Here is a 17,137-nt window from a genome sequence, read left to right as displayed (position 1 = left end):
CAGCTTGTATCCACTCACGATCCAGCACAAAGCCAGATCCGCAAGGACACGCGCCGTCCACGCTTCTCTTCCTCAGATGAACTTGTCAAAGAGCGCTCCCCCGAGGGAGAAGCTTTCCCGAACCGAGCAAAGGAGGCTATGGGCAGAAGCCCCATCATCCACTTGCCTGCTAGGGAGAACCCTGATACCGCAACCACCGTCTGGCAGTCCGTCTCAGCGCTGGGGCCGTTTAGAACCCCGCCGTTTCCGTGTCAACCCAGCTCTTGCTGCGGTGCCGAAGATTTTATGGCACCGCCGAAGACCTGCTAGAACACCCATATCCTGAGACAAAACAAGGGTGCGTCCGGCTTCCGCCGGATCTCACCGTCCGAACTGCTCAGGAGATGTCCCGGCGGCCGATCCGCTCTCGCGTCCGGCGCCGATGAGCAGGGATATACGGACTGGTCCGGCCTCCGTCAACTCTGAAAGTTCGTCCGACGCCCCGCGGCTCTGCATCGAACGTCAACCGACGCTGCGCTCGTGGGCCATCTGCAACTCACCTCCGGCGCTCGCGGTGAGATAGGCGATGGTCCTCGCGTCGAGGCGCGCAGCCTTGAGGTCCCGGCGCAGGGAGGCCTCGCCAGCCCAGGCCGTCCCTCCGATGTTGGGAAGGTACTGCTTGAGCAAGGCGCTCACGATCTTGTCGCGCTCGTAGCCGCTGTGACGCACGAGCCGCCGGATCCCGAGGATCAGATCCTCCGTCTCGTCGTGCCTGGCTGCGGATCCTTTGTGGGTCGTCGAGGAAAATCGGCGCAGCATGGGAGCGTTCACTCACGGAGGCCGACATATTGTCCTGGCCCCGTTAATGCCGCGTGTCGCCACCACATCAGCCGAGGCGGCCCCAGCGCAGGAAGCCGGCGATGACGAGAAGGGCGAGGACCGCGAGCAGCCAGGGTGGCCCCGCATGCAGGGCATAGCCCACGAGTCCGAGGAAGCCGGCGGCGATGCTCAGCATCACGGCGATGGCGACCGGGTTCATCCTGTCTCCCCTCTCGATCGTCCTCGAGGAGCGTACATAGCGAGCGAGCGTCCTATGGGCACTCTTCCATCTCAGGAAACGTCGCTGAGCCCGTCAGGCAGCGCGCGCAAGCCCCCGTTCACCGGCCGAGCAGGGCAACGCGCGGCCGTTTCCGATGCGGTTGACCGCCGCCTGCATTCAGCCTATTGCGTGCCCTCCCGCGCCGCAGGGGCCGCATAGGCCGTCGCACGCGGGCTCCAGGCTCGTCCGCCGCGCGGGGGCCTTGGTGGGGGATAGTTTAACGGTAGAACAACGGATTACGTTGCTAACCTGTTGAACTTATTCGCTTTTGGTTTTCAGGCTTTCCCAAAAAATCCCAGCAATTCCGAAGACGACCTAGCCTGCTTGAAAAACTTTCAGGCGCCTCCGTCTAGGACTTCGAACCGCTTCCGGTTCGCTTCGGCTGCGTCCATTTGATCCATGAAGCGGGTGTAGTGCATGACCATCGGTAGGCTCATGCCGATGTCGTTCGATATGGCCTGGGCCTCGTAGCCGGCGCGCCTTCGAAGCACCACAGCTGTCCCTCTTAGGCCGTGCAGCGTAGGCCCCCTCGCCTCCTCCGGGTCGATCTCCCAGCCGTACCGCTTCACCTGCTCGCCCAGCCAGCTGCGCCAACGGCCCCGCAGCAGGGTGCCTGCAGGCGTCTCAAGCCAGCGGGTCCAACGCGCTCTGATGCGGTCTGGCGTGTAGTGCTGTGCCCTGGGCGTATAGAGGTAGAGGTCAGCGCGGTGCCTGCTGATCGGAGCCAGCCATCGGGAGTTGGTGAAAGTCATTGGCGTTGCCGCCCACCGGTCCAGTTCCAGAGCCTCCGTCACGCTCAGCGGAATGAAGAATGCTCGGCGTGTCCGGCTTGTCTTCTGCGGTCGGCACCAGAGGCCGTTCTTCTCACGGTGGACCGGGCCGAAGCGCACGAGGTCACTCTCACGCTGGCCGGTCATGATCCCGAGCCGAACGAACCGCACGACGTCGGCCTGGGCGTGATCGAGCACGTACTGCTGTGCCCAGTCCGGCCACGGGACATGTCCACGATCTGGCTTCCGTAGGTCTTTGACCTTCTCGAACGGATTGGCCGAGGTTGCTCCTAGGAGGCCCAGCGGGATGGCCCAGTTCCAGACCGTGCGGCCGACCGCCAGCATCTGGTTCGCCATGTAAGGGGTGTCTTTCAGCGCATCCCGAGCCGTCTGAACGGCGAGAGGCGTCAATCCCTTTGCCGGAAGGAGCCCCCACGCCTCAGGATCAGCGAAGCGGTTCAAGTGCACGGCGTAGCTCTTACGCGTGCTCACCGTGTTGTCCCGGAAATCCTCGCTATCCCGGTAGGCCGCAACGATGCTCGCTATCGAACCTACAGGGAGAGATGGGTTCGTTCCGCCAAGGTGGGCGATTGCGGCCCAGAAAGCGGCCGACCGAGGATCATCGGGCAATCGAGCTCGTGGCCCGGCCTGCTTCGTGCCGCGATGTGGCGCCCAGTAGTAGTAGGTCTTCCCCTTGGAACGGACGACCTGCACCTCAGGCGGCAACGCTACCGTCGCGCCCCCTGCCCTTCTTCCCGGCATGTTGAAGCTTCCCAGCCGCGATCACGTAGGGATCACTCCCGCCTTGGCTAAACGGCAGCGAGCGTTCCTCGCTTTGCCGGAGCCCAGCGAGCTTCGCGTCCACATCGGACCACCTCCAGCGCGGCGTGCTGTTCGGCGGACCTGGTACAGGTTCGGGAAGGATGCCCTTCGACACCCAGTCATCCCACGTTCCGGGCGAGACACAGATCTCAGCCGAACCGACCTCACGCGACACGTAAGCCGGCGTGCGGAGCGGAAGACGGAGATCGGCTTTGCGCGTCGACATCGTTGGCCGCTCTTGGACAGTTTGAGTGCCTGCAGGACCCTACTGACGTCATTTATGACGCCAAGTTTAAGTGGCGTCAACCGTGACGCCATGACGTCGTTTGTGCTGTCAGGACAACTCAGCTAGCAAAGGGCTTGCAGGTCGAAAGAGGACAGGGCTGTGGCGCGAGCTCCGGCAGATCGGGTGAACGTGACGCTCCGGATCCCGGAGCGACTTCGCGCTCAGCTTGAGGAAGCTGCGACCATCAGCGACCTGAGCCTCAATGCTGAAATTTCGCGAAGGTTGGAGCGGTCCTTCGAGGCCAGGGGCCTCCTCGCCGAGCTGTTTGGCAGTCAGAGTTCAGTGTTGCTGCTGACGACCTTGGCGGCAGCGCTCAAGATCATAGAGGCGCGCTTCGGCGACCGAGATTGGATGACGGATCCAGAAGCTCGTAAGGCGGTCGACTGGGCAATCAGCGATATCCAAGAAGCATTCACGAAGCCGCCCGAGTACTTCGAACCCAATCTGCTTGACCGACCGCTTCCGGACCCCAAACCACACCCAGTCGGCCGAGAGGCTTCGACATTGGCCCTCCGAATAGCGGGCAAGTCGCATCCACGAATGTCGTCGGACAAGCAGGTGTAGAAGAACGCGCTGCGGCTGAGCGGGGCGCGGATCTCGCCCGCATCATGGATCAATCAGGGCACCGAAACCCTCGAATGGTCGTTGGATACATCCGCCGAGCGATCGGCTTCAAGGAGCACTCGGGTAGCGGCTTCCTGTGAAAGGACCAATGAGCTGGATCAAACGAACGCAACCTCTAAATCCCGGTCTGCTTTTGCTTCGATCCGGCAGAGCCGTGAGAAGCCATCGCTCTCAATCAGAAGCTTGAATGTCTCCGGTATTCCAGCAGACGTGACAATCTTCAAGCTGGCGCTTTCCTCAGACAAGCTCCGCACCGTGCAGTCGATCGCGGAGCGGCCGCCGTTGAACGAGATCTGCCCGGCTTTGAGGACCCGGCGCCGTATGCCCTGCTGTGCAATCGTAGCGGGCCTCCACTCCACGCACCGGTTGCGGCCGTCGTCCTTTGCCAGATAGAGCGCGGCATCCGCGTGCTTCAAGAGAGTATCCGGGCTTCCGACAGAGCCATCGAGAGCCGTAATGCCAAAACTCGCTGTCACTTTGATCGACCCGCGCGGAGTGGGGATCTCCAGACGAGCAATGGCAGAGCGTAACTTTTCGGCGACCTTCAGCGCGGATGCTAGGCCGGTGTGGGGCAACAGAACAGCGAACTCCTCGCCGCCGAGCCTTCCGAGCACGTCGGACTTGCGAAGCTCTTCACGGCAGGCCGCTGCTGCGGCCGCCAGAACCAAGTCGCCGACAGGATGACCGTGCTCGTCGTTGACGACCTTGAAGCGATCAACGTCGAGCATGATGCAGCTGAGTTCGTGCCGGTGCCGGAGGGCGAGCGCGAAGGTGCGGCTGAGTTCATCGCGAAAGGCACGCCTCGACAGCGCGCCGGTGAGCCCATCGGTCATGGCAAGAACCCGAAGCTCAAGCTCGCTCATGACTATGCGCGCGAGGTCGGTCAGGGTGTCCGTTTGATCGGCCGTGAAGGCACGCGGCTTCGTGTCCATCGCGCAGAGCGTTCCGATACTGTGCCCCTCGGGGGTGCGTAGGGGGACACCGGCATAGAAGCGGATGTGCGGATCGCCTGTCACGAAGGCATTGTCGGCGAACCGCTCGTCGGCTGTTGCGTCAGGTACGATGAGTGGGCGAGCCTCTCGAACGACGACGCTGCAGAAGGCCGGGCCCTTCGGAGTTTCACAGGCGGAAACGCCCTGACGTGACTTGAACCACTGTCGGTGTCCATCGATGAGCGTCACCGTCGACATGGGCACGTCGAAGAAACGCCGCGTCAAACGTGTGATGCGGTCGAACGCTTCTTCAGCTGGTGTATCGAGGATGTCGTAGCGATCGAGGCTTGCGAGCCGCGTTTGCTCCTGGATCTGCACCGCAGAGTTCATGACCCGCTCTTGGCTAGGTTGGGGTACTCGGCGCAGATCTACCAAGGCGCGCTTTACGGAATGTTTCTCGTCCTTCCGCCAGGAACGCTGCGATAATCCGCTTGGACGCGACCGCCGCAGGTTTCCGCAAGCACTTCCCCCTGACGGCGCCGACCACACCCGGCGGAAACCTGACGCCGCCCAAGGCCGGTGAGTAAGCATCTGTACCGCCATACCTGTGTTAATGTTCTGGCATCCGGTGTCAGCCGCAGGACGGGGGTCATGGCGAGGACGCAGCACGACCTTCTCGAAGAGGTGGACCGCAACATCAGAGCGGCCGAGGTACACAGCAGGGCGCTGAGTGCCGCCGTTATCGGCCTCACCCAGATCGGATGTGACGCGACCGAGGTGGAGACGGCACTGCGGGAGACCCGGAACGCGCTGGCGGCCCTGCGCCGTCAACGATGGGCGATCCCGGCCAGGGCAAAGAAGGCGTGAACGCGACCCTGGCCATGGGTGATTGAGGAGCGCGAGCGATGACAGGGTTGGGCGAGACGCCCCTCGAACAGGCGCACCGGCACGTCGTTGAGGCCGAGCAGCGCCGCGAGCAGCAGATCCGCTTGATCACTGGGCTTTGCGGGACGGAGAAGGCACTCGCCCAACAGGCGCTGACGGAGATCGAGCGGACACTCGCGATTGCCCGCGCCCACCGGTCGCTTCTCCTCAGCCTGGAACACACAGCCGAGCCGAAAACCGCCCCTGTGTGCAAACACTAACCTGCGTAATACTGAGGAGATGATGTGGATCTGAGTGTGAACCCAGACGCTAACGGCGTAGCGTGGGAGTTGGCTGATCTGCTCGGCCGCTCGATGGGAAGTATCAGGGAGACCGCTCCGAACGAGTTCACCATTCATCCGGAGGGGCATGCGCTGACGACAATGGCCGGGATCAGGCTGGGTCCGCACACCTCCCTCGACGCTGCACTGGCAGAGATCGAGAGGCATACTCGCGGTGTCTGCCGTCGCAATCCGGGGGAGGACCGGACCTAAGAGTTCGTGTTGTCCAGAAGCGTATTCGGCCCTGTAAGCCGCCCTCGTCACAGGTAGGGGCAGCGTCGTCACACGTAGTACATTTAGATCGCGCTGGCCTTGGTGGCAGTGAGCACCTGTGGCAGAAGGGCAGGCATGACTGACACGATGACCAACATCCATCCCTACTCGCTGGAAATCCTGCCGCCGAAGGCGGAGGGCGCCTCCTATCAGTGGGCGATCCGCCGAAGCGGCAAACTCGTCCAGCGCTCAGATCGCTCGCTTCCGAACGAGGCGAAGGCGCACGAGAATGGAATGGCCCAGATCGAAAAGCTGCTGTCGGGAGTGGGCGACCGGTAGCTATCGCGTTCGTTCACTTCGTCTTGGCACGATCCGCCGCAAGGTCGAGCAGTCGTTGCGCAAGAAGTACCGCCGTTGCCGCGTCCACCGCAGACGCATCCGCTCCGACCCGCTCGACAAATTCCGGATGCTCCAAAAAGACCGGCCCTCCGACCATGACGCCGATGGATCGGTTGCGCGACGCTTCGCGCACGGAGCGGATCGCCATCGCGAGTTGATTGAGGCGTGTCTCGCAGCTGAGCGTCAGGCCGACGACGCCGAACCATTCGGATGCCACCAACGCGGCGATCTCTTCCGGGCTGGAGGAGAGCCTGCTCGACACCACCCAGCCCGCCCTGTGCAAAAACTGCTCGACAATCCGCACGCCGAACGTGTGCTGCTCCCCTGGGACCCCCATCAAGAGCAGGCGACGTTTCCTATCGAGCACGACCGCATCGCCGCCGACGCGGAACCGAGACACGAGAAGTTGAAGGCGGGCGACCCCTGTCGTCACCTCTATGAAATCGCACAGATCCTCGTCCCACAAACGGCCCAGAAGAGCCGCCGAGGGCGCTAGAAGATCGAGGAACAGGCGGTCGACGAGATAGCCTTCGGCGACCAGAGCCGAGAAAGCCTCGACCATGGGCGCTTCATCATGCGCGAGCGCTAAATCGGTGAACGCCGCGACCTGCTCCACATTTGGTTTGAACGTGGGTCTGGTCTCCGTGGACACAGTACCGCGCAGCAGCATCAGCCGAGGGATGATTTCGGCTTGGATGACTTGCCCCAATGCCAGGCAGCGCTCGCGAGCGGCTTCGGCGGCGCGTTTTCGCGCATAGACCTGACGGGCCTCTGCCGCGCGCTCGGTTTCATGGGGGGAATGGTTGCCCCACTGATTTTCGGATGAAGCGAGGTTCTGCACCGTCCCCCTCCCGGCGCCAGGGCGTCGACGACCTTTATGGTCTGTCGATCGTCTCAAGGTATGAGAACTGCATTCAGGACCGATGTAAAGACCGGCCTATAATCCTGCAGATGAGACCACCTGACGCACGGACATGGACCCTAAAGCGCGCCTCAAAAAAATGAATACAATATCTTGATCGCTTGACAGAGCAGGGCCGCATTCCGAAGCTCTGCAACTTGAATTCAGCTGACGGAGAGACGATCCCATGCGCCAGAGCGAAGCGGCCGTCGTCGTCGGGATGGGGCCGGGGCTTGGTCTGGCGCTCGCTCGCCGCTTTGCCCGTGGGGGCTTCTCTGCCGTCGGAATAGCTCGCACGCCCGACAAGGTACCTGCCGAGGAGGCGATCGAGGTTCGACAAGCCGACGCCTCAGACGCCGCTGGTCTTGATGCTGCCTTACGCTCGATTGAGGCCGATCGCGGACCGATCACAGTCCTGATCTACAACGCCTATCGGGTCAGTATCGGATCGCCTGGCATCCCCACGCCGAGCGATCTTGCCACTGATCTGCAGGTGAACGTGGTGGGAGCCTATGCGGCAGTTCGGACGACGCACAGCCTGATGCTGCCCCGCGGACGCGGCATCATCATCCTGACCGGAGGCGGTCTCGCCATCGATCCTCGGCCGTGGCCCGACGCGTTCTCCCTCTCTGCCGGGAAAGCCGCGCTACGCAATCTCGCCTATTCGATGTCGGAGGCATTCAAGGCCGACGGCGTAACCGTTGCGACTATGACAATCACTGGCCGGATCCAGGAAGGCACGCCCTTCGCCCCTGATCTGATCGCAGACGCCGTCTGGCGCTTGCACCTGCAGGGCGCCCGCGCCGGGCCTGAGGTGGTGTTCACAGGGGCCGGAGCGCCAACAAGCAGCTTGAGTTTGCCCTAGTGGAACGTTCCAAAGATGTTCCAGACGAGCGGTTTCAGGCTTCTGGAGCGCTCGGCCGCCGAACGTCTAAGACCGCAGTGGAATGGCTCAATGCAGGCGCTCGTCCCTCGGCGCGTAGCTATCTGGCTATTCCTCGACCGTGAGCGGCTGCTGCGAGGGCTGCGGCCGACCACATGGGCAGCGCGTGCCACGTCTCGGCGACTGTCGCTGGTGGGATGCCTCCATAGGCGCATGGCGGGACCGGCAGGGGAAGGCGCTTCAGGCCCTACCGCTTGAATGAAGGGGGCGAAACGGTAGCGTAGCGGCGTTCGACATTGTAGCGAGGCACCATGACCCTTGTTCCGGACGCCGAAACGGCAGTTGAGAACAACACAAGTACTGCCCAGGAACCCGCGATTTCTCTAGGGCGAGCCAAGCAAATCGCCCTAGCAAAAGAACGCAGAGCAGAGTTGTTGGTTTTGATCAATGCGATGAGACTACGTGGCAATACTACGCTTGTGGGGATCGCAAACGAATTGAACAACCGCGGCGTCTTGGCCCCACGAGGCGGCCTTTGGACAGCCACACAGGTATCGCGGGTCATTTGAACACTGTAGGACCAAGCGCAACCCGTGCTGCCATCTGCCAGATCCGATTGACCTCTTCGGTCCCGTCGAACGGCGCAGTGCAGTTCCCCCTCTCGCTGCGCGTAGAGCGCCGTCCACTCCTCGACGGTGAGCGGCGGCTGTTGCCTTCTCAGGCGCGTCCCGTCGGCTCCCAGTGCGAGTGCTTCAGACCCACAGATCGTTCCCGGCAGCCTTCATGCTCTGCCAGCGTCCCGATCAGACGAAGGAGTTCCTGATGCTCGGGGCCTCCGCCGCCAGCAACGAGGAAGGATCCGACCTCGAATTCGGTCGGAGAACCGCCGGAGGCTCGGTTCGGCTCGTGCACAATGAAGGGACGACCCTTCTCGTCGTCAAGCACTAGGAACCAGCGGTCGCCATTCGGGCTCGCGTAAAGCTCTCGCCGCCAGATCATCACCGGGCATCCTTGAAGCGGCGTCCGCCTGACAAAACCAACCAGCTTTTCGTGTCAAACGTTGCGCAGCATCAACGCATGCGGGGCCTAGATCCCAGTTCAACGGACAGGTTCCCCGCGCTCCTTGGCCGTCTGAGCTATCCATTCCTCAACCGTCAGCTTCGGGGCGTGGATGATGAGGGTGTCGCCAGTGCGATTTGCCCGTCCATCCGCCACCCACTGCCCCCAGTTGGTCACAGCGTCCGCCACCACCCCCCTTGGATGCCCGGCGAGGTTGACCAGCTTCGTGATGCGCCCTTTGGGCCGCCGCGCCTCAATCTTCTCGAGGCGCTTTGACAGGTTCGCGATGGTCATGCGTTCGGCCTCCGGTAGGCGGGCGGATCGACAATGCGGTAGGCGATCAGGGGCCAGCCGGGCTTGTAGGTGCCGGCGGCCTCGCGCTCCGCGAGCTGGCGCGCCTGGTCCTCGTCGTTCTCTGTGATGATGACCGTGCAGGGCATTGGCGCTGCGGGCGGCCGGTGCCGCACCTCGATCTTTCGCATGCGGCTCTCAAGGCTCCGGCTCATACGAACAGGCCCTCCCCAGGCAGGTAGCGGGCGAGCCATGCGGCCTGCCGGGCGGCGTGTCGCTCTTGGGCGGCCTGCGGGTGCGTCTCGCCGGTCTGGCACCGCGAGCAAGTGCACCACTTCATTGGCTCGCGCCCATTGCTGGTCGGATAGTGGATCTCCGGGCTGGGGTTCTCCTCGATGCAGAGGAGCCGTAAGTCCTGCTCTACGTTCCGGCTCTCGCGGCGGATGGTCCGGATGTAGAAATCTGTCTCGTCCAGGTCGGACACGTCTTCGCCAGCCTCGATGGCAGTGTCGCGCTCACGGGCGGCGACTTCGGCGCGATAGGCAGCGACTAGAAGGGCAAGCTCGCGGTCGCTGATCCTGGGTTCCTGTCCGAGACCGAGGCCGAACCGGATGCGTCGTGATGCGGGCATGGGCTCTGGGTCGGGCCAGACGAGGCCAACAAACTCCTCGCCCTGCCGCAGCCGGCCGTCGCGCTGGCGCAAGGCAATCTCGCCTTCGGCCTCTTCGAGAGTGCGGCCCCAGGCGATGAAGATGGATGTGCCCGGCGGGCGCTTGGCCTCAACCTTCTCAAGGCGACGGGACAGGTTCGTAATCGTCATTGCTGGTTCGCCTCGATCCTGAGGAGCCGCTGGTGCAGGTCGGCCGCCTCAATGGCCCGCACATGCGCGTCCACGGCCTTGCCGATGTCGGATGCCTCGGCTGGCGTCAGGTCGCCCGCAGCTACGGCTTGCAAGAGCGCGCTGGTGGCGCGAGGCAGGTCCGCCGTTGTCTCGATGGGCGGCAGTTCAAAGCTGACGGTTCGATCCTTCCGCGCTGGTAGCAGGCGGTCCATGCAGAGCCGCAGGGCCGCGCCGTCGCCGTCCTTGGCAAGCTCGATGGCCTTGCGAGTGATCTGCTCGCCCTCGCCGTCCAGCAGCTGTTCAAGGGCCAGCGTCGCACGGCAGCGGGCACCCTTCGGCTTTCCAGCAGGGTTGCCACTCTGGCCCTTCTGAAATGGCTTTCCTGGTCCCCTCATGGTTCACAGTCCCCATCGCCTGGCTGAAATTGCAGTTTGGAAACAGCCACGTCGTTAATCAGGCTCACCGGCACACCTGCAATCCCACACACAGACTTCATGCCCAAGACGAGGAACGCCGATTTCGACGCGGGCCGAGTTGCAATGAAATCCTTCATTGAATATGCGACAACATTCCCTGGTTAGATAAATAGACGCTGCCATTGTTTCTCAGCTGTTGCTGCTGTTTTCTCAACAATTATGGCAAAGCTAATCGCGCATTCAGCGCCGGCGCCGTAGACCTTGCGGGTCCAGCGCTGCCTCCAGCGCTGACATTCACACAAGGTCGTTTTCAGATGCAGATGAAGATGCTCGCGATGGCGGCCGCCATCGTCAGCGGCGTCGGCCTCGCCTCGGCTGCGAACGCTGCTCCTATTGCTGCTACCTCTGCCAGCACGCTCGCTGGTGACGCCCAGGTCTCGAACGTCGCCTATGGCTGCGGCCCTGGGTTCATTCCGAACCGCTTCGGCTACTGCCGCCCGATCTACCGTCCTTACGCCTACTATGGCCCACGCCGGTTCTATGGCCCTCGTCGGTTCTACGGCCCGCCGCGCTTCTATGGTCCGCGTCGGTTCTACTACTGAGCCGCACTCGGCCAGTTGAGAGCTCAAGCCCGCCGCCTTCGGGCGGTGGGTGAGAGGGGCGGCCGTCCCACACCAGCCCCCGTTGGGGCGGCCGTTCTGATCTCCTCCCGAGCCGAAGTGCTGCAGGGTCATCATCCGGCTCCCGTCAGAAGGTTCACGAGGGGGCGCGGACGGGAGGCCTGCACGCCAAGCTCGGCGAGGATGTGAGCTGGCACCTTGGTTCGCGGATCACTCGGCTCCGGGGTTTTGTGGGCCAGATCCCACTGGCCGCACGTCGATTTCCAGAGGCGGACGTGCTTCCGCCAAGCCTCGTCCGAGAGGCCGGTCAGGTAGGCGTCAGGGCGCTGAGGATCGTCGCGAGGCGGAGGCTCAGGCTTCGTGGCAAAGCGCTCGTAGCGCTCCTGGTTGAGCCATGTGGCGGCTTGGGCGACGAATTCGGTTTCCAGCTTGCCGGCCTCGCGGAGTTCGGCCGCATAGCCCGTCACCCCGGCCATGATTGCCGTGTGGGTCGCTCCTCGTCGGATCGCTGCCGAGTAGGCTTTGGCTGCCGACTTCCGAGGATTGTCCCCTCGCCTCTTCGGGTAGGCTGACCAGAATTCCTCGAAGCGATCCGGCTCCGTCCCCTTGGGGACTACAGGGGTATTTATAGGTGTAGGTGTAGGTGCTTTCGGTTCGCTTTTGTTTTGCTTTCCGTTTTCAGAACCTGATGCTTTGCCCGTATCGTTATTTTCCAACGACTTAGGCCGCCCGCCCTTGCATCCGGCGGCGCGTTTCTTCTCGACTTTTTCCGAGACGAATGCGTGCTCGCGAGCGAGCCGTTTCTGCGTCCAGAAGCCGTTTTCGAGTGTCCAGAACGCCATGACGGTGGGCTTGAGAGCGGCCCACCGCTTCGGCGTCAGGCCGAGCATCCGAGCCAGCCGGGCATCATCGTCCGGCAGCCGGCACTCGGGCGAGCGCCACGCGAACATGAGCAGCCGCAGGTACGCCCCATGCTCCTCGTTGGTGAGGTAGGTCGTGTCGGCGATGTACGCGTCGGTGAAGAGCGGCAGGCTCGGGAATGTGCTCATCAGGCCAACTCCGCGAGAATGTTGCAGGCGATGTTGCAGAAGCAGTCGAGGCGGAGGGTCGGCCCGGAGCGCTGCTTCAGGATCTCGATCTCAAGGATGTTGCGGCAGCGAGCGAGGCGGTCCGTCTCGACGTCGCTGCGGTCGACCTTGTGTTCGAGGTAGTAGGCCTCCCGGAACAGCCCGAGGACCACGTCGGCATCCTGCTCGATGGACCCGCTCTCGCGGAGATCCGAGAGGATCGGCCGCTTATCCGGACGCTGCTCGACACCTCGGTTGAGCTGCGACAGGGCGAGGACGGGGATGCCGAGCTCCTTCGCCAGCCCCTTCAGAGCACCCGAGATCTCGGTCATCTCCTGTACCCGGTTGCCGGCGTAGCGGCGAGACGGGCGGATCAGGCCGATGTGGTCGATGATGAGCGCGGCGAAGGGGATGCCCTGCCGCTCGGCTCGCAGCTTCATCTGGCGGGCACGGGCGGCGATCTGGGCGAGGGTCAGGCCGGGCTGCTGCTCGATCCAGAGGGGGATGCCCGAGCAGACCTGCTCGGCCGCCCGCAGGCGTGCCATGGCCTCCTCGGAAAGCCCCCTCGCCTCTGCGATGGCTCGGTAGCTGATCTCCTCCACCTCGCGGTGGTCGTAGGCGACCGCAGAGAGAACCCGCTCGGAAAGCTCCTCGGCGTTCATCTCCAGCGAGACGACGCCGACCGCGCTCACCGCCCGGGAAGCCGCGATGCCGATGTGGATGGCGACCGAGGTCTTGCCCATGCCAGGCCGACCGGCCAGCACGATAAGCTGACCGGGCCGCATGCCGAGCGTGGCAGCATCCAGCCGGGGAAGGCCGTAGGTGACGCCGCGCGCGCCCTTCCCAAGGCGGGTCTGATCGACACGGGCGAGGACGCTCGCAACCCCCTGCCCTAGCGTCACGCGCCGAGCGCTCTCGCTGAGGCCGGCAGCCGCGACCTCATCCAGAGCCTCGATCATCTGGGCCGCGAACTCGCTCGGGCTGTGGACCGAGCCAGCGGTCATCAGCGCCACCGCAGACTGCGCGGTGTCGAGCACCCGCCGCATCTGCGCAGCCTGCGCGATCAGTCTCGCATAGTCCGGCGCGCCGCTGATGGTGACGGCGCCGGAGAGAAGGCGGGCGAGATACCCGCCCACCGAGAGGCCTCCGAGGTCGGCGTTGCCGAGCACGGCCTTCATCAGACCGAGGTCGATGGCCTCGCCAGCATCCCGACGCTGGCACATCACTTGGTAGATGTGCCGGTGCATATCCTCGAAGAAATCCTCGGGGCGCACGTGATCGCGAGCGCGATCCAAGGCGTCGTTGTTGTGCAGGATCGCGCCGAGCAGGGCTTGCTCGGCTTCGACCGCATTGGGTGGGACGAACTCGTCCGGACGCGGATGCACCGTCATGGGCAGTGCCTCCGGTGATGGAGAAGGTGGGGCATCAGCGAGACGCCTCCCTCTCAGCCGCCTGAAGCGCCCTGATCAGCTCGGGGAGCTTCGCACGCGTGAGGCAGATGCCGCGGGGCGTCGGGCAAGGTTCGCCCTGAGACCTCGCTGAGGCCGCGAAGATGCGCATGTCCACCAGAGCGTAGCCCTGCTGGACGGTGACGCTGACGCGGACCTCTTCCATGTTGTTCTTGCGAACGATGGCGATGGTGCGGGGCTCAGCCATGACGAGCATCCCCTGCGTAGGCCAGTTCAGCAACCACGTTCGCGAGAGCGGGGCTGAAACCAAACCGGCGAGCTAATCTATGGGCTTGAAGGTGCTGGGGCTCTGAGGCATATCTCTCGGTGCGAACTGCCAGGAACGCATTTGAGAGACCCGTGTCGCCCCGCGATGCGGGTTTCTTCATGTCAGGCCGCCTCCATGCCGAGGAGGCGGGCAGCCTCATGATGTGGGATTAGGATATTCCGGCCGAGCCGGATTACCTTGATGTCTCCACGCTCGACCGCGAGCCGTAGTGCGGTCGGGGATAAGCCGGCGAACTTCGCCAGCGGGCCAAGTCTCACATTCATTCCAGCAGCGACGCGGCTGCGCACGTCCTCTACCAGCGTTGGGTTGGGGTTCCGCATCTCTGCGCTCCTCTGCTCAAGCGCGCCGTCACCCATTGCGGTCCGACACGCTTGTTCACAAGCGCAACACATATCTCACGGTGCGGGTTGCATGTCAAAGCGTCGCGCGATAAATGTTCACAAGCGCAAGACGCGCGGGTTGGCATTAGGAGTTCGCATAATGGCTCGGCAAAGCGCCCAGGGCGCCGGGAAGAGCGCGGCTATTGCCTTCCGGACGACGCCCGAAGTTCGAGACCGCCTTACTCGTGCAGCGGAGGCGGGTGGCCGCTCTCTTGCTCAAGAAATTGAGCGTCGGATTGAATTGTCCTTCGGTCTCGACTTCATTGAGCCAGTTGGAGCGGAACTGCTGTCGAAAAATGCGGCGTCGCGCCGGCTATTCCGATATATCTCAGAAGTTTTCGGCCAAATAGTCAGTTTTGGCAGGGACCGGGGGTATAATGAGGTAGACATGCGGAAAGATCTTCGCGCTGCTCTGGACGTAGCGAAGTTTTACTTCCTGTGGACTGGCATTGAAGAACCCCCGAAGGTTGAAGGGCCGAAGCCGGCTCCCGATGCCCGTCCGCGAGAGTTGCCGCCGGGTCATTTCGGTGCCGTACTAGCGGATGAGCGCATTGTCTGGGGCGCGACTTGGCATCAGGAGAGTATCCCAGACGATACGATTGAGGGGCGGATTTCAGATCATTGGAGCGGGAACGGCGAAAAATTGATTTCGGGCCCGAGCCGCGAGGACCAAGATCGCGAGAGAGAAGCTGCCCTTGTAAAGGCAAAAGAAGCTCTAGCGAGAGGCGAGATCGAGTTTGTGCCTCTGTCTGACCTGAAGGCGCGGAAGCGCACTCCTTCACAGGACAAATAAGCGCGCTTGATAGATCATCCGGCCTATCAGCAGACGCGTTTATCTGCGGCAAATTGTCATTGTTGGCAAACTAGGAAATACTTGAAGCGGGCAAAGCGCTGGGAGTGTGATCCGCATATTCAGCATGTATTACATTCTATGATAATCTGAGGTTTACTCTTCTGAGTATTTGACGCTCGGGAGAGTGGATCGTGCGCGGCGACCTCAACGGAGTTCTCATCTTTCGCCTTGCCGGCGATGTTCGGGCCGACCTCGACAGGGCAGCACGCGATACCGGCGAGAAGCGGTCCGCTGTTGCTCGGCGCGCGCTTGCTGCCGGCCTCGCCGCGATCCGCGCGGCTTCCTCGCCCGATCCAGACGGGCGCCCACCCTCGGCTCCCTCCTCAATGAGGGCGGCGGCATGATCGAGTATGTGCCCACGCAGGGCGAGCTTGCCGCACAGGGCATGGCGGCATCCAGCCCTGTCGAGGACGGCAGGACGGTTGTCGTCTTTGAAGGCGATCCCGTCGCCGTGCAGTCCTGGTGCCTGCAGGCGGTCGGCCACTTCGCAAGCCCGGATTTCCGGTTCGTCAGCTTCGTGCCGCCGGATCGCGTCCGCGGCCTCTGCGTCATCGCTCACAACTTCACACTGGCCGGCGACGCCGAGCTGATCCCGGTCGGGATGCTCGGCCAATTCCACCGCGACGTGCGCAAGTGCCTCGCGTGGTGGCTGTTCAACCTGATCGGGCTGCGCCGGATCACGGTTCGCATCCGGGCCTCTGACCGCCGGTTGCAGGACTTCGCCCGCCGCCTCGGCCTTCGTCACGAAGGCACACAGCGTGACTTCTACGGGCCGGGCGAGGATTGCTCCCTCTGGGGCATCACGCACGACGAGACCCGCCTCCTCCTTCTGCGGGAGGGCGACCCCGCTCCCGCCTCCTCCAACAGGCAGGTGCACTAGCCATGGGGTTGTTCGACGCGATTTCCGGGGCCGCCTCCGAGCGAGCCGCAAAGAAGAACCAAGCCGTGCTGGCGGCAACCTCTGGGCAGGCCAACAACGCGATCAACGGCGGCTACACGAACGCCGTCAACGCGCTTACCGACCTGAACAACCCCAGTGCTTTGACCCGGCTTGGGCAGGGCTACGACCAAGCGCGAGGCGACCTCGGCAGCCAGTACGGGCAGACGCAGGGCTTCCTAGGCCAGTTGCAGGGCCTTTACGCTCCGATGGTCCAGGGCGGTGGGAACGCCTACAACGCGTATCTCGATGCCACGGGCGCGAACGGTGCGGAGGGCTCTGCCCGCGCAACCTCTGCGTTTCGCACCGCCCCCGGCTATGAGTTTCAGCAGCAGCAGGGCTTGGACGCGATCCAGCGCCTTGCGGCAGCCCGCGGCAACCTCGCTGGCGGCAACACGACCACCGATCTCCTGAAGTACAGCCAGGGCCTCGCTGACCAATCCTATCAGCAGTACACGAGCAACCTCGGCAACGCGGCGAACAGCTACGCCACGGGGCTTGCGGGTCAGGCGGCTGGCCTCACAGGGCAGGCCGGCGCCTCGCAGGCTTTTGGCAGTTCGCTCAGCGCCCTCGGCACGGGCCTCGGCTCTGGGCAGGCCAACATCTACGGGCAGGCTGCCGGCTTGCTCGGGCAGCAGGGCCAGAGCCTTGCGGGCGTGCAGACGAGCCTCGGTTCGTCGCTCATGGCGAACAACAACGCCCTCGCGCAGAGCCAGAACCAAGCCAGTGCCAACTTCCTCGGCGGCCTGCTCGGGGTGGGCAACCTGCTCGCGAGCCCGGTCGGCCAGAACGGCGCGACGGGCACGGTTGGCGGCACTGCCGC

The 17,137-nt window shown here is 63.5% G+C and carries 22 protein-coding genes; 9 read left to right on the top strand and 13 right to left on the bottom strand.

All coding sequences use genetic code 11. The features are described 5' to 3' along the window. Positions 1-501: 501 nt before the first annotated feature. The 3 genes from J2X36_RS25960 to J2X36_RS25950 form a co-directional block, all read right to left on the bottom strand. On the bottom strand, positions 502-798 hold the full coding sequence (locus J2X36_RS25960) for a hypothetical protein (protein ID WP_310355003.1): 297 nt from the start codon (positions 796-798) through the stop codon (positions 502-504). Between the two features lie 67 nt (positions 799-865). Then, a complete protein-coding gene (locus tag J2X36_RS25955; protein WP_165937974.1) occupies positions 866-1,018 on the bottom strand; it encodes a hypothetical protein in 153 nt (50 codons plus the stop codon). 395 nt (positions 1,019-1,413) lie between these two features. Then, positions 1,414-2,205 (bottom strand): hypothetical protein, encoded by a 792-nt coding sequence (locus J2X36_RS25950; RefSeq protein WP_310355001.1) that lies wholly within the window; start codon positions 2,203-2,205, stop codon positions 1,414-1,416. An 874-nt stretch (positions 2,206-3,079) separates the two neighbouring features. On the opposite strand from J2X36_RS25950, the gene J2X36_RS25945 reads away from it, so the two are divergent. After that, positions 3,080-3,520, top strand: coding sequence for a hypothetical protein (locus tag J2X36_RS25945; protein ID WP_310355000.1), 441 nt, complete (start codon positions 3,080-3,082; stop codon positions 3,518-3,520). A 158-nt stretch (positions 3,521-3,678) separates the two neighbouring features. On the opposite strand, the gene J2X36_RS25940 is transcribed toward J2X36_RS25945, so the two are convergent. Continuing rightward, the gene (locus J2X36_RS25940; RefSeq protein ID WP_310354999.1) at positions 3,679-4,902 is read right to left on the bottom strand and encodes a sensor domain-containing diguanylate cyclase; all 1,224 of its coding nucleotides are present in this window, start codon (positions 4,900-4,902) and stop codon (positions 3,679-3,681) included. Positions 4,903-5,163: 261 nt separating this feature from the next. Here J2X36_RS25940 and J2X36_RS25935 point away from each other — a divergent pair, with 261 nt between their 5' ends. From J2X36_RS25935 to J2X36_RS25925, 3 genes are all read left to right on the top strand, one after another. Beyond that, complete coding sequence (locus tag J2X36_RS25935) at positions 5,164-5,379, top strand: hypothetical protein (protein ID WP_310354998.1); 216 nt, start codon at positions 5,164-5,166, stop codon at positions 5,377-5,379. Positions 5,380-5,417: 38 nt separating this feature from the next. Then, complete coding sequence (locus tag J2X36_RS25930) at positions 5,418-5,657, top strand: hypothetical protein (protein WP_310354997.1); 240 nt, start codon at positions 5,418-5,420, stop codon at positions 5,655-5,657. A gap of 408 nt (positions 5,658-6,065) precedes the next feature. After that, positions 6,066-6,269 (top strand): hypothetical protein, encoded by a 204-nt coding sequence (locus tag J2X36_RS25925; protein WP_310354995.1) that lies wholly within the window; start codon positions 6,066-6,068, stop codon positions 6,267-6,269. Between the two features lie 13 nt (positions 6,270-6,282). On the opposite strand, the gene J2X36_RS25920 is transcribed toward J2X36_RS25925, so the two are convergent. Then, complete coding sequence (locus J2X36_RS25920) at positions 6,283-7,170, bottom strand: cobalamin B12-binding domain-containing protein (RefSeq protein ID WP_310354993.1); 888 nt, start codon at positions 7,168-7,170, stop codon at positions 6,283-6,285. A 247-nt stretch (positions 7,171-7,417) separates the two neighbouring features. Between J2X36_RS25920 and J2X36_RS25915 the strand changes: the two genes are divergently transcribed. Next, positions 7,418-8,095: an SDR family NAD(P)-dependent oxidoreductase gene (locus J2X36_RS25915; RefSeq protein ID WP_310354992.1), complete on the top strand. Its 678-nt coding sequence runs from the start codon at positions 7,418-7,420 to the stop codon at positions 8,093-8,095. A 1,116-nt stretch (positions 8,096-9,211) separates the two neighbouring features. Here J2X36_RS25915 and J2X36_RS25910 read toward each other — a convergent pair. The 4 genes from J2X36_RS25910 to J2X36_RS25895 are packed head-to-tail and all read right to left on the bottom strand — an operon-like array spanning position 9,212 to position 10,699. After that, entirely contained in the window at positions 9,212-9,466 is a 255-nt protein-coding gene (locus J2X36_RS25910; protein ID WP_310354991.1) for a hypothetical protein, read from the bottom strand. Beyond that, complete coding sequence (locus J2X36_RS25905; protein WP_310354989.1) at positions 9,463-9,654, bottom strand: hypothetical protein; 192 nt, start codon at positions 9,652-9,654, stop codon at positions 9,463-9,465. Before J2X36_RS25905 ends, J2X36_RS25910 begins: the two co-directional genes overlap by 4 nt. Positions 9,655-9,674: 20 nt before the next feature. Continuing rightward, entirely contained in the window at positions 9,675-10,283 is a 609-nt protein-coding gene (locus J2X36_RS25900) for a hypothetical protein (protein WP_310354988.1), read from the bottom strand. Further along, a complete protein-coding gene (locus J2X36_RS25895) occupies positions 10,280-10,699 on the bottom strand; it encodes a DUF5681 domain-containing protein (protein ID WP_310354986.1) in 420 nt (139 codons plus the stop codon). The genes J2X36_RS25900 and J2X36_RS25895 overlap by 4 nt, the downstream gene beginning before the upstream one ends. A gap of 335 nt (positions 10,700-11,034) precedes the next feature. Here J2X36_RS25895 and J2X36_RS25890 point away from each other — a divergent pair, with 335 nt between their 5' ends. Then, complete coding sequence (locus J2X36_RS25890) at positions 11,035-11,322, top strand: GCG_CRPN prefix-to-repeats domain-containing protein (RefSeq protein ID WP_310354984.1); 288 nt, start codon at positions 11,035-11,037, stop codon at positions 11,320-11,322. 131 nt (positions 11,323-11,453) lie between these two features. Here J2X36_RS25890 and J2X36_RS25885 read toward each other — a convergent pair whose 3' ends face one another. The 4 genes from J2X36_RS25885 to J2X36_RS25870 form a co-directional block, all read right to left on the bottom strand. Continuing rightward, positions 11,454-12,389: a DUF1376 domain-containing protein gene (locus J2X36_RS25885; RefSeq protein ID WP_310354983.1), complete on the bottom strand. Its 936-nt coding sequence runs from the start codon at positions 12,387-12,389 to the stop codon at positions 11,454-11,456. Continuing rightward, the gene (locus tag J2X36_RS25880; protein WP_310354981.1) at positions 12,389-13,798 is read right to left on the bottom strand and encodes a replicative DNA helicase; all 1,410 of its coding nucleotides are present in this window, start codon (positions 13,796-13,798) and stop codon (positions 12,389-12,391) included. The genes J2X36_RS25885 and J2X36_RS25880 overlap by 1 nt, the downstream gene beginning before the upstream one ends. Positions 13,799-13,832: 34 nt before the next feature. Beyond that, positions 13,833-14,063, bottom strand: a complete 231-nt coding sequence (locus J2X36_RS25875) for a hypothetical protein (RefSeq protein WP_310354979.1) — start codon at positions 14,061-14,063, stop codon at positions 13,833-13,835. A gap of 182 nt (positions 14,064-14,245) precedes the next feature. After that, complete coding sequence (locus J2X36_RS25870) at positions 14,246-14,464, bottom strand: hypothetical protein (protein WP_310354978.1); 219 nt, start codon at positions 14,462-14,464, stop codon at positions 14,246-14,248. 160 nt (positions 14,465-14,624) lie between these two features. Between J2X36_RS25870 and J2X36_RS25865 the strand changes: the two genes are divergently transcribed. The 3 genes from J2X36_RS25865 to J2X36_RS25855 all read left to right on the top strand — a co-directional run. Beyond that, positions 14,625-15,317, top strand: coding sequence for a hypothetical protein (locus J2X36_RS25865; protein ID WP_310354976.1), 693 nt, complete (start codon positions 14,625-14,627; stop codon positions 15,315-15,317). A gap of 400 nt (positions 15,318-15,717) precedes the next feature. Further along, a complete protein-coding gene (locus J2X36_RS25860) occupies positions 15,718-16,257 on the top strand; it encodes a hypothetical protein (protein ID WP_310354975.1) in 540 nt (179 codons plus the stop codon). Positions 16,258-16,259: 2 nt separating this feature from the next. Further along, the coding region (locus tag J2X36_RS25855; RefSeq protein ID WP_310354974.1) for a hypothetical protein at positions 16,260-17,137 on the top strand (878 nt) is incomplete at its 3' end.

Source organism: Methylobacterium sp. BE186 (genome assembly GCF_031457035.1).
GTDB classification, from domain to species: Bacteria; Pseudomonadota; Alphaproteobacteria; order Rhizobiales; family Beijerinckiaceae; genus Methylobacterium; species Methylobacterium segetis.
Note: the sequence above shows the minus strand (reverse complement) of the source record. Positions and strands in the feature narration are given on the sequence as shown.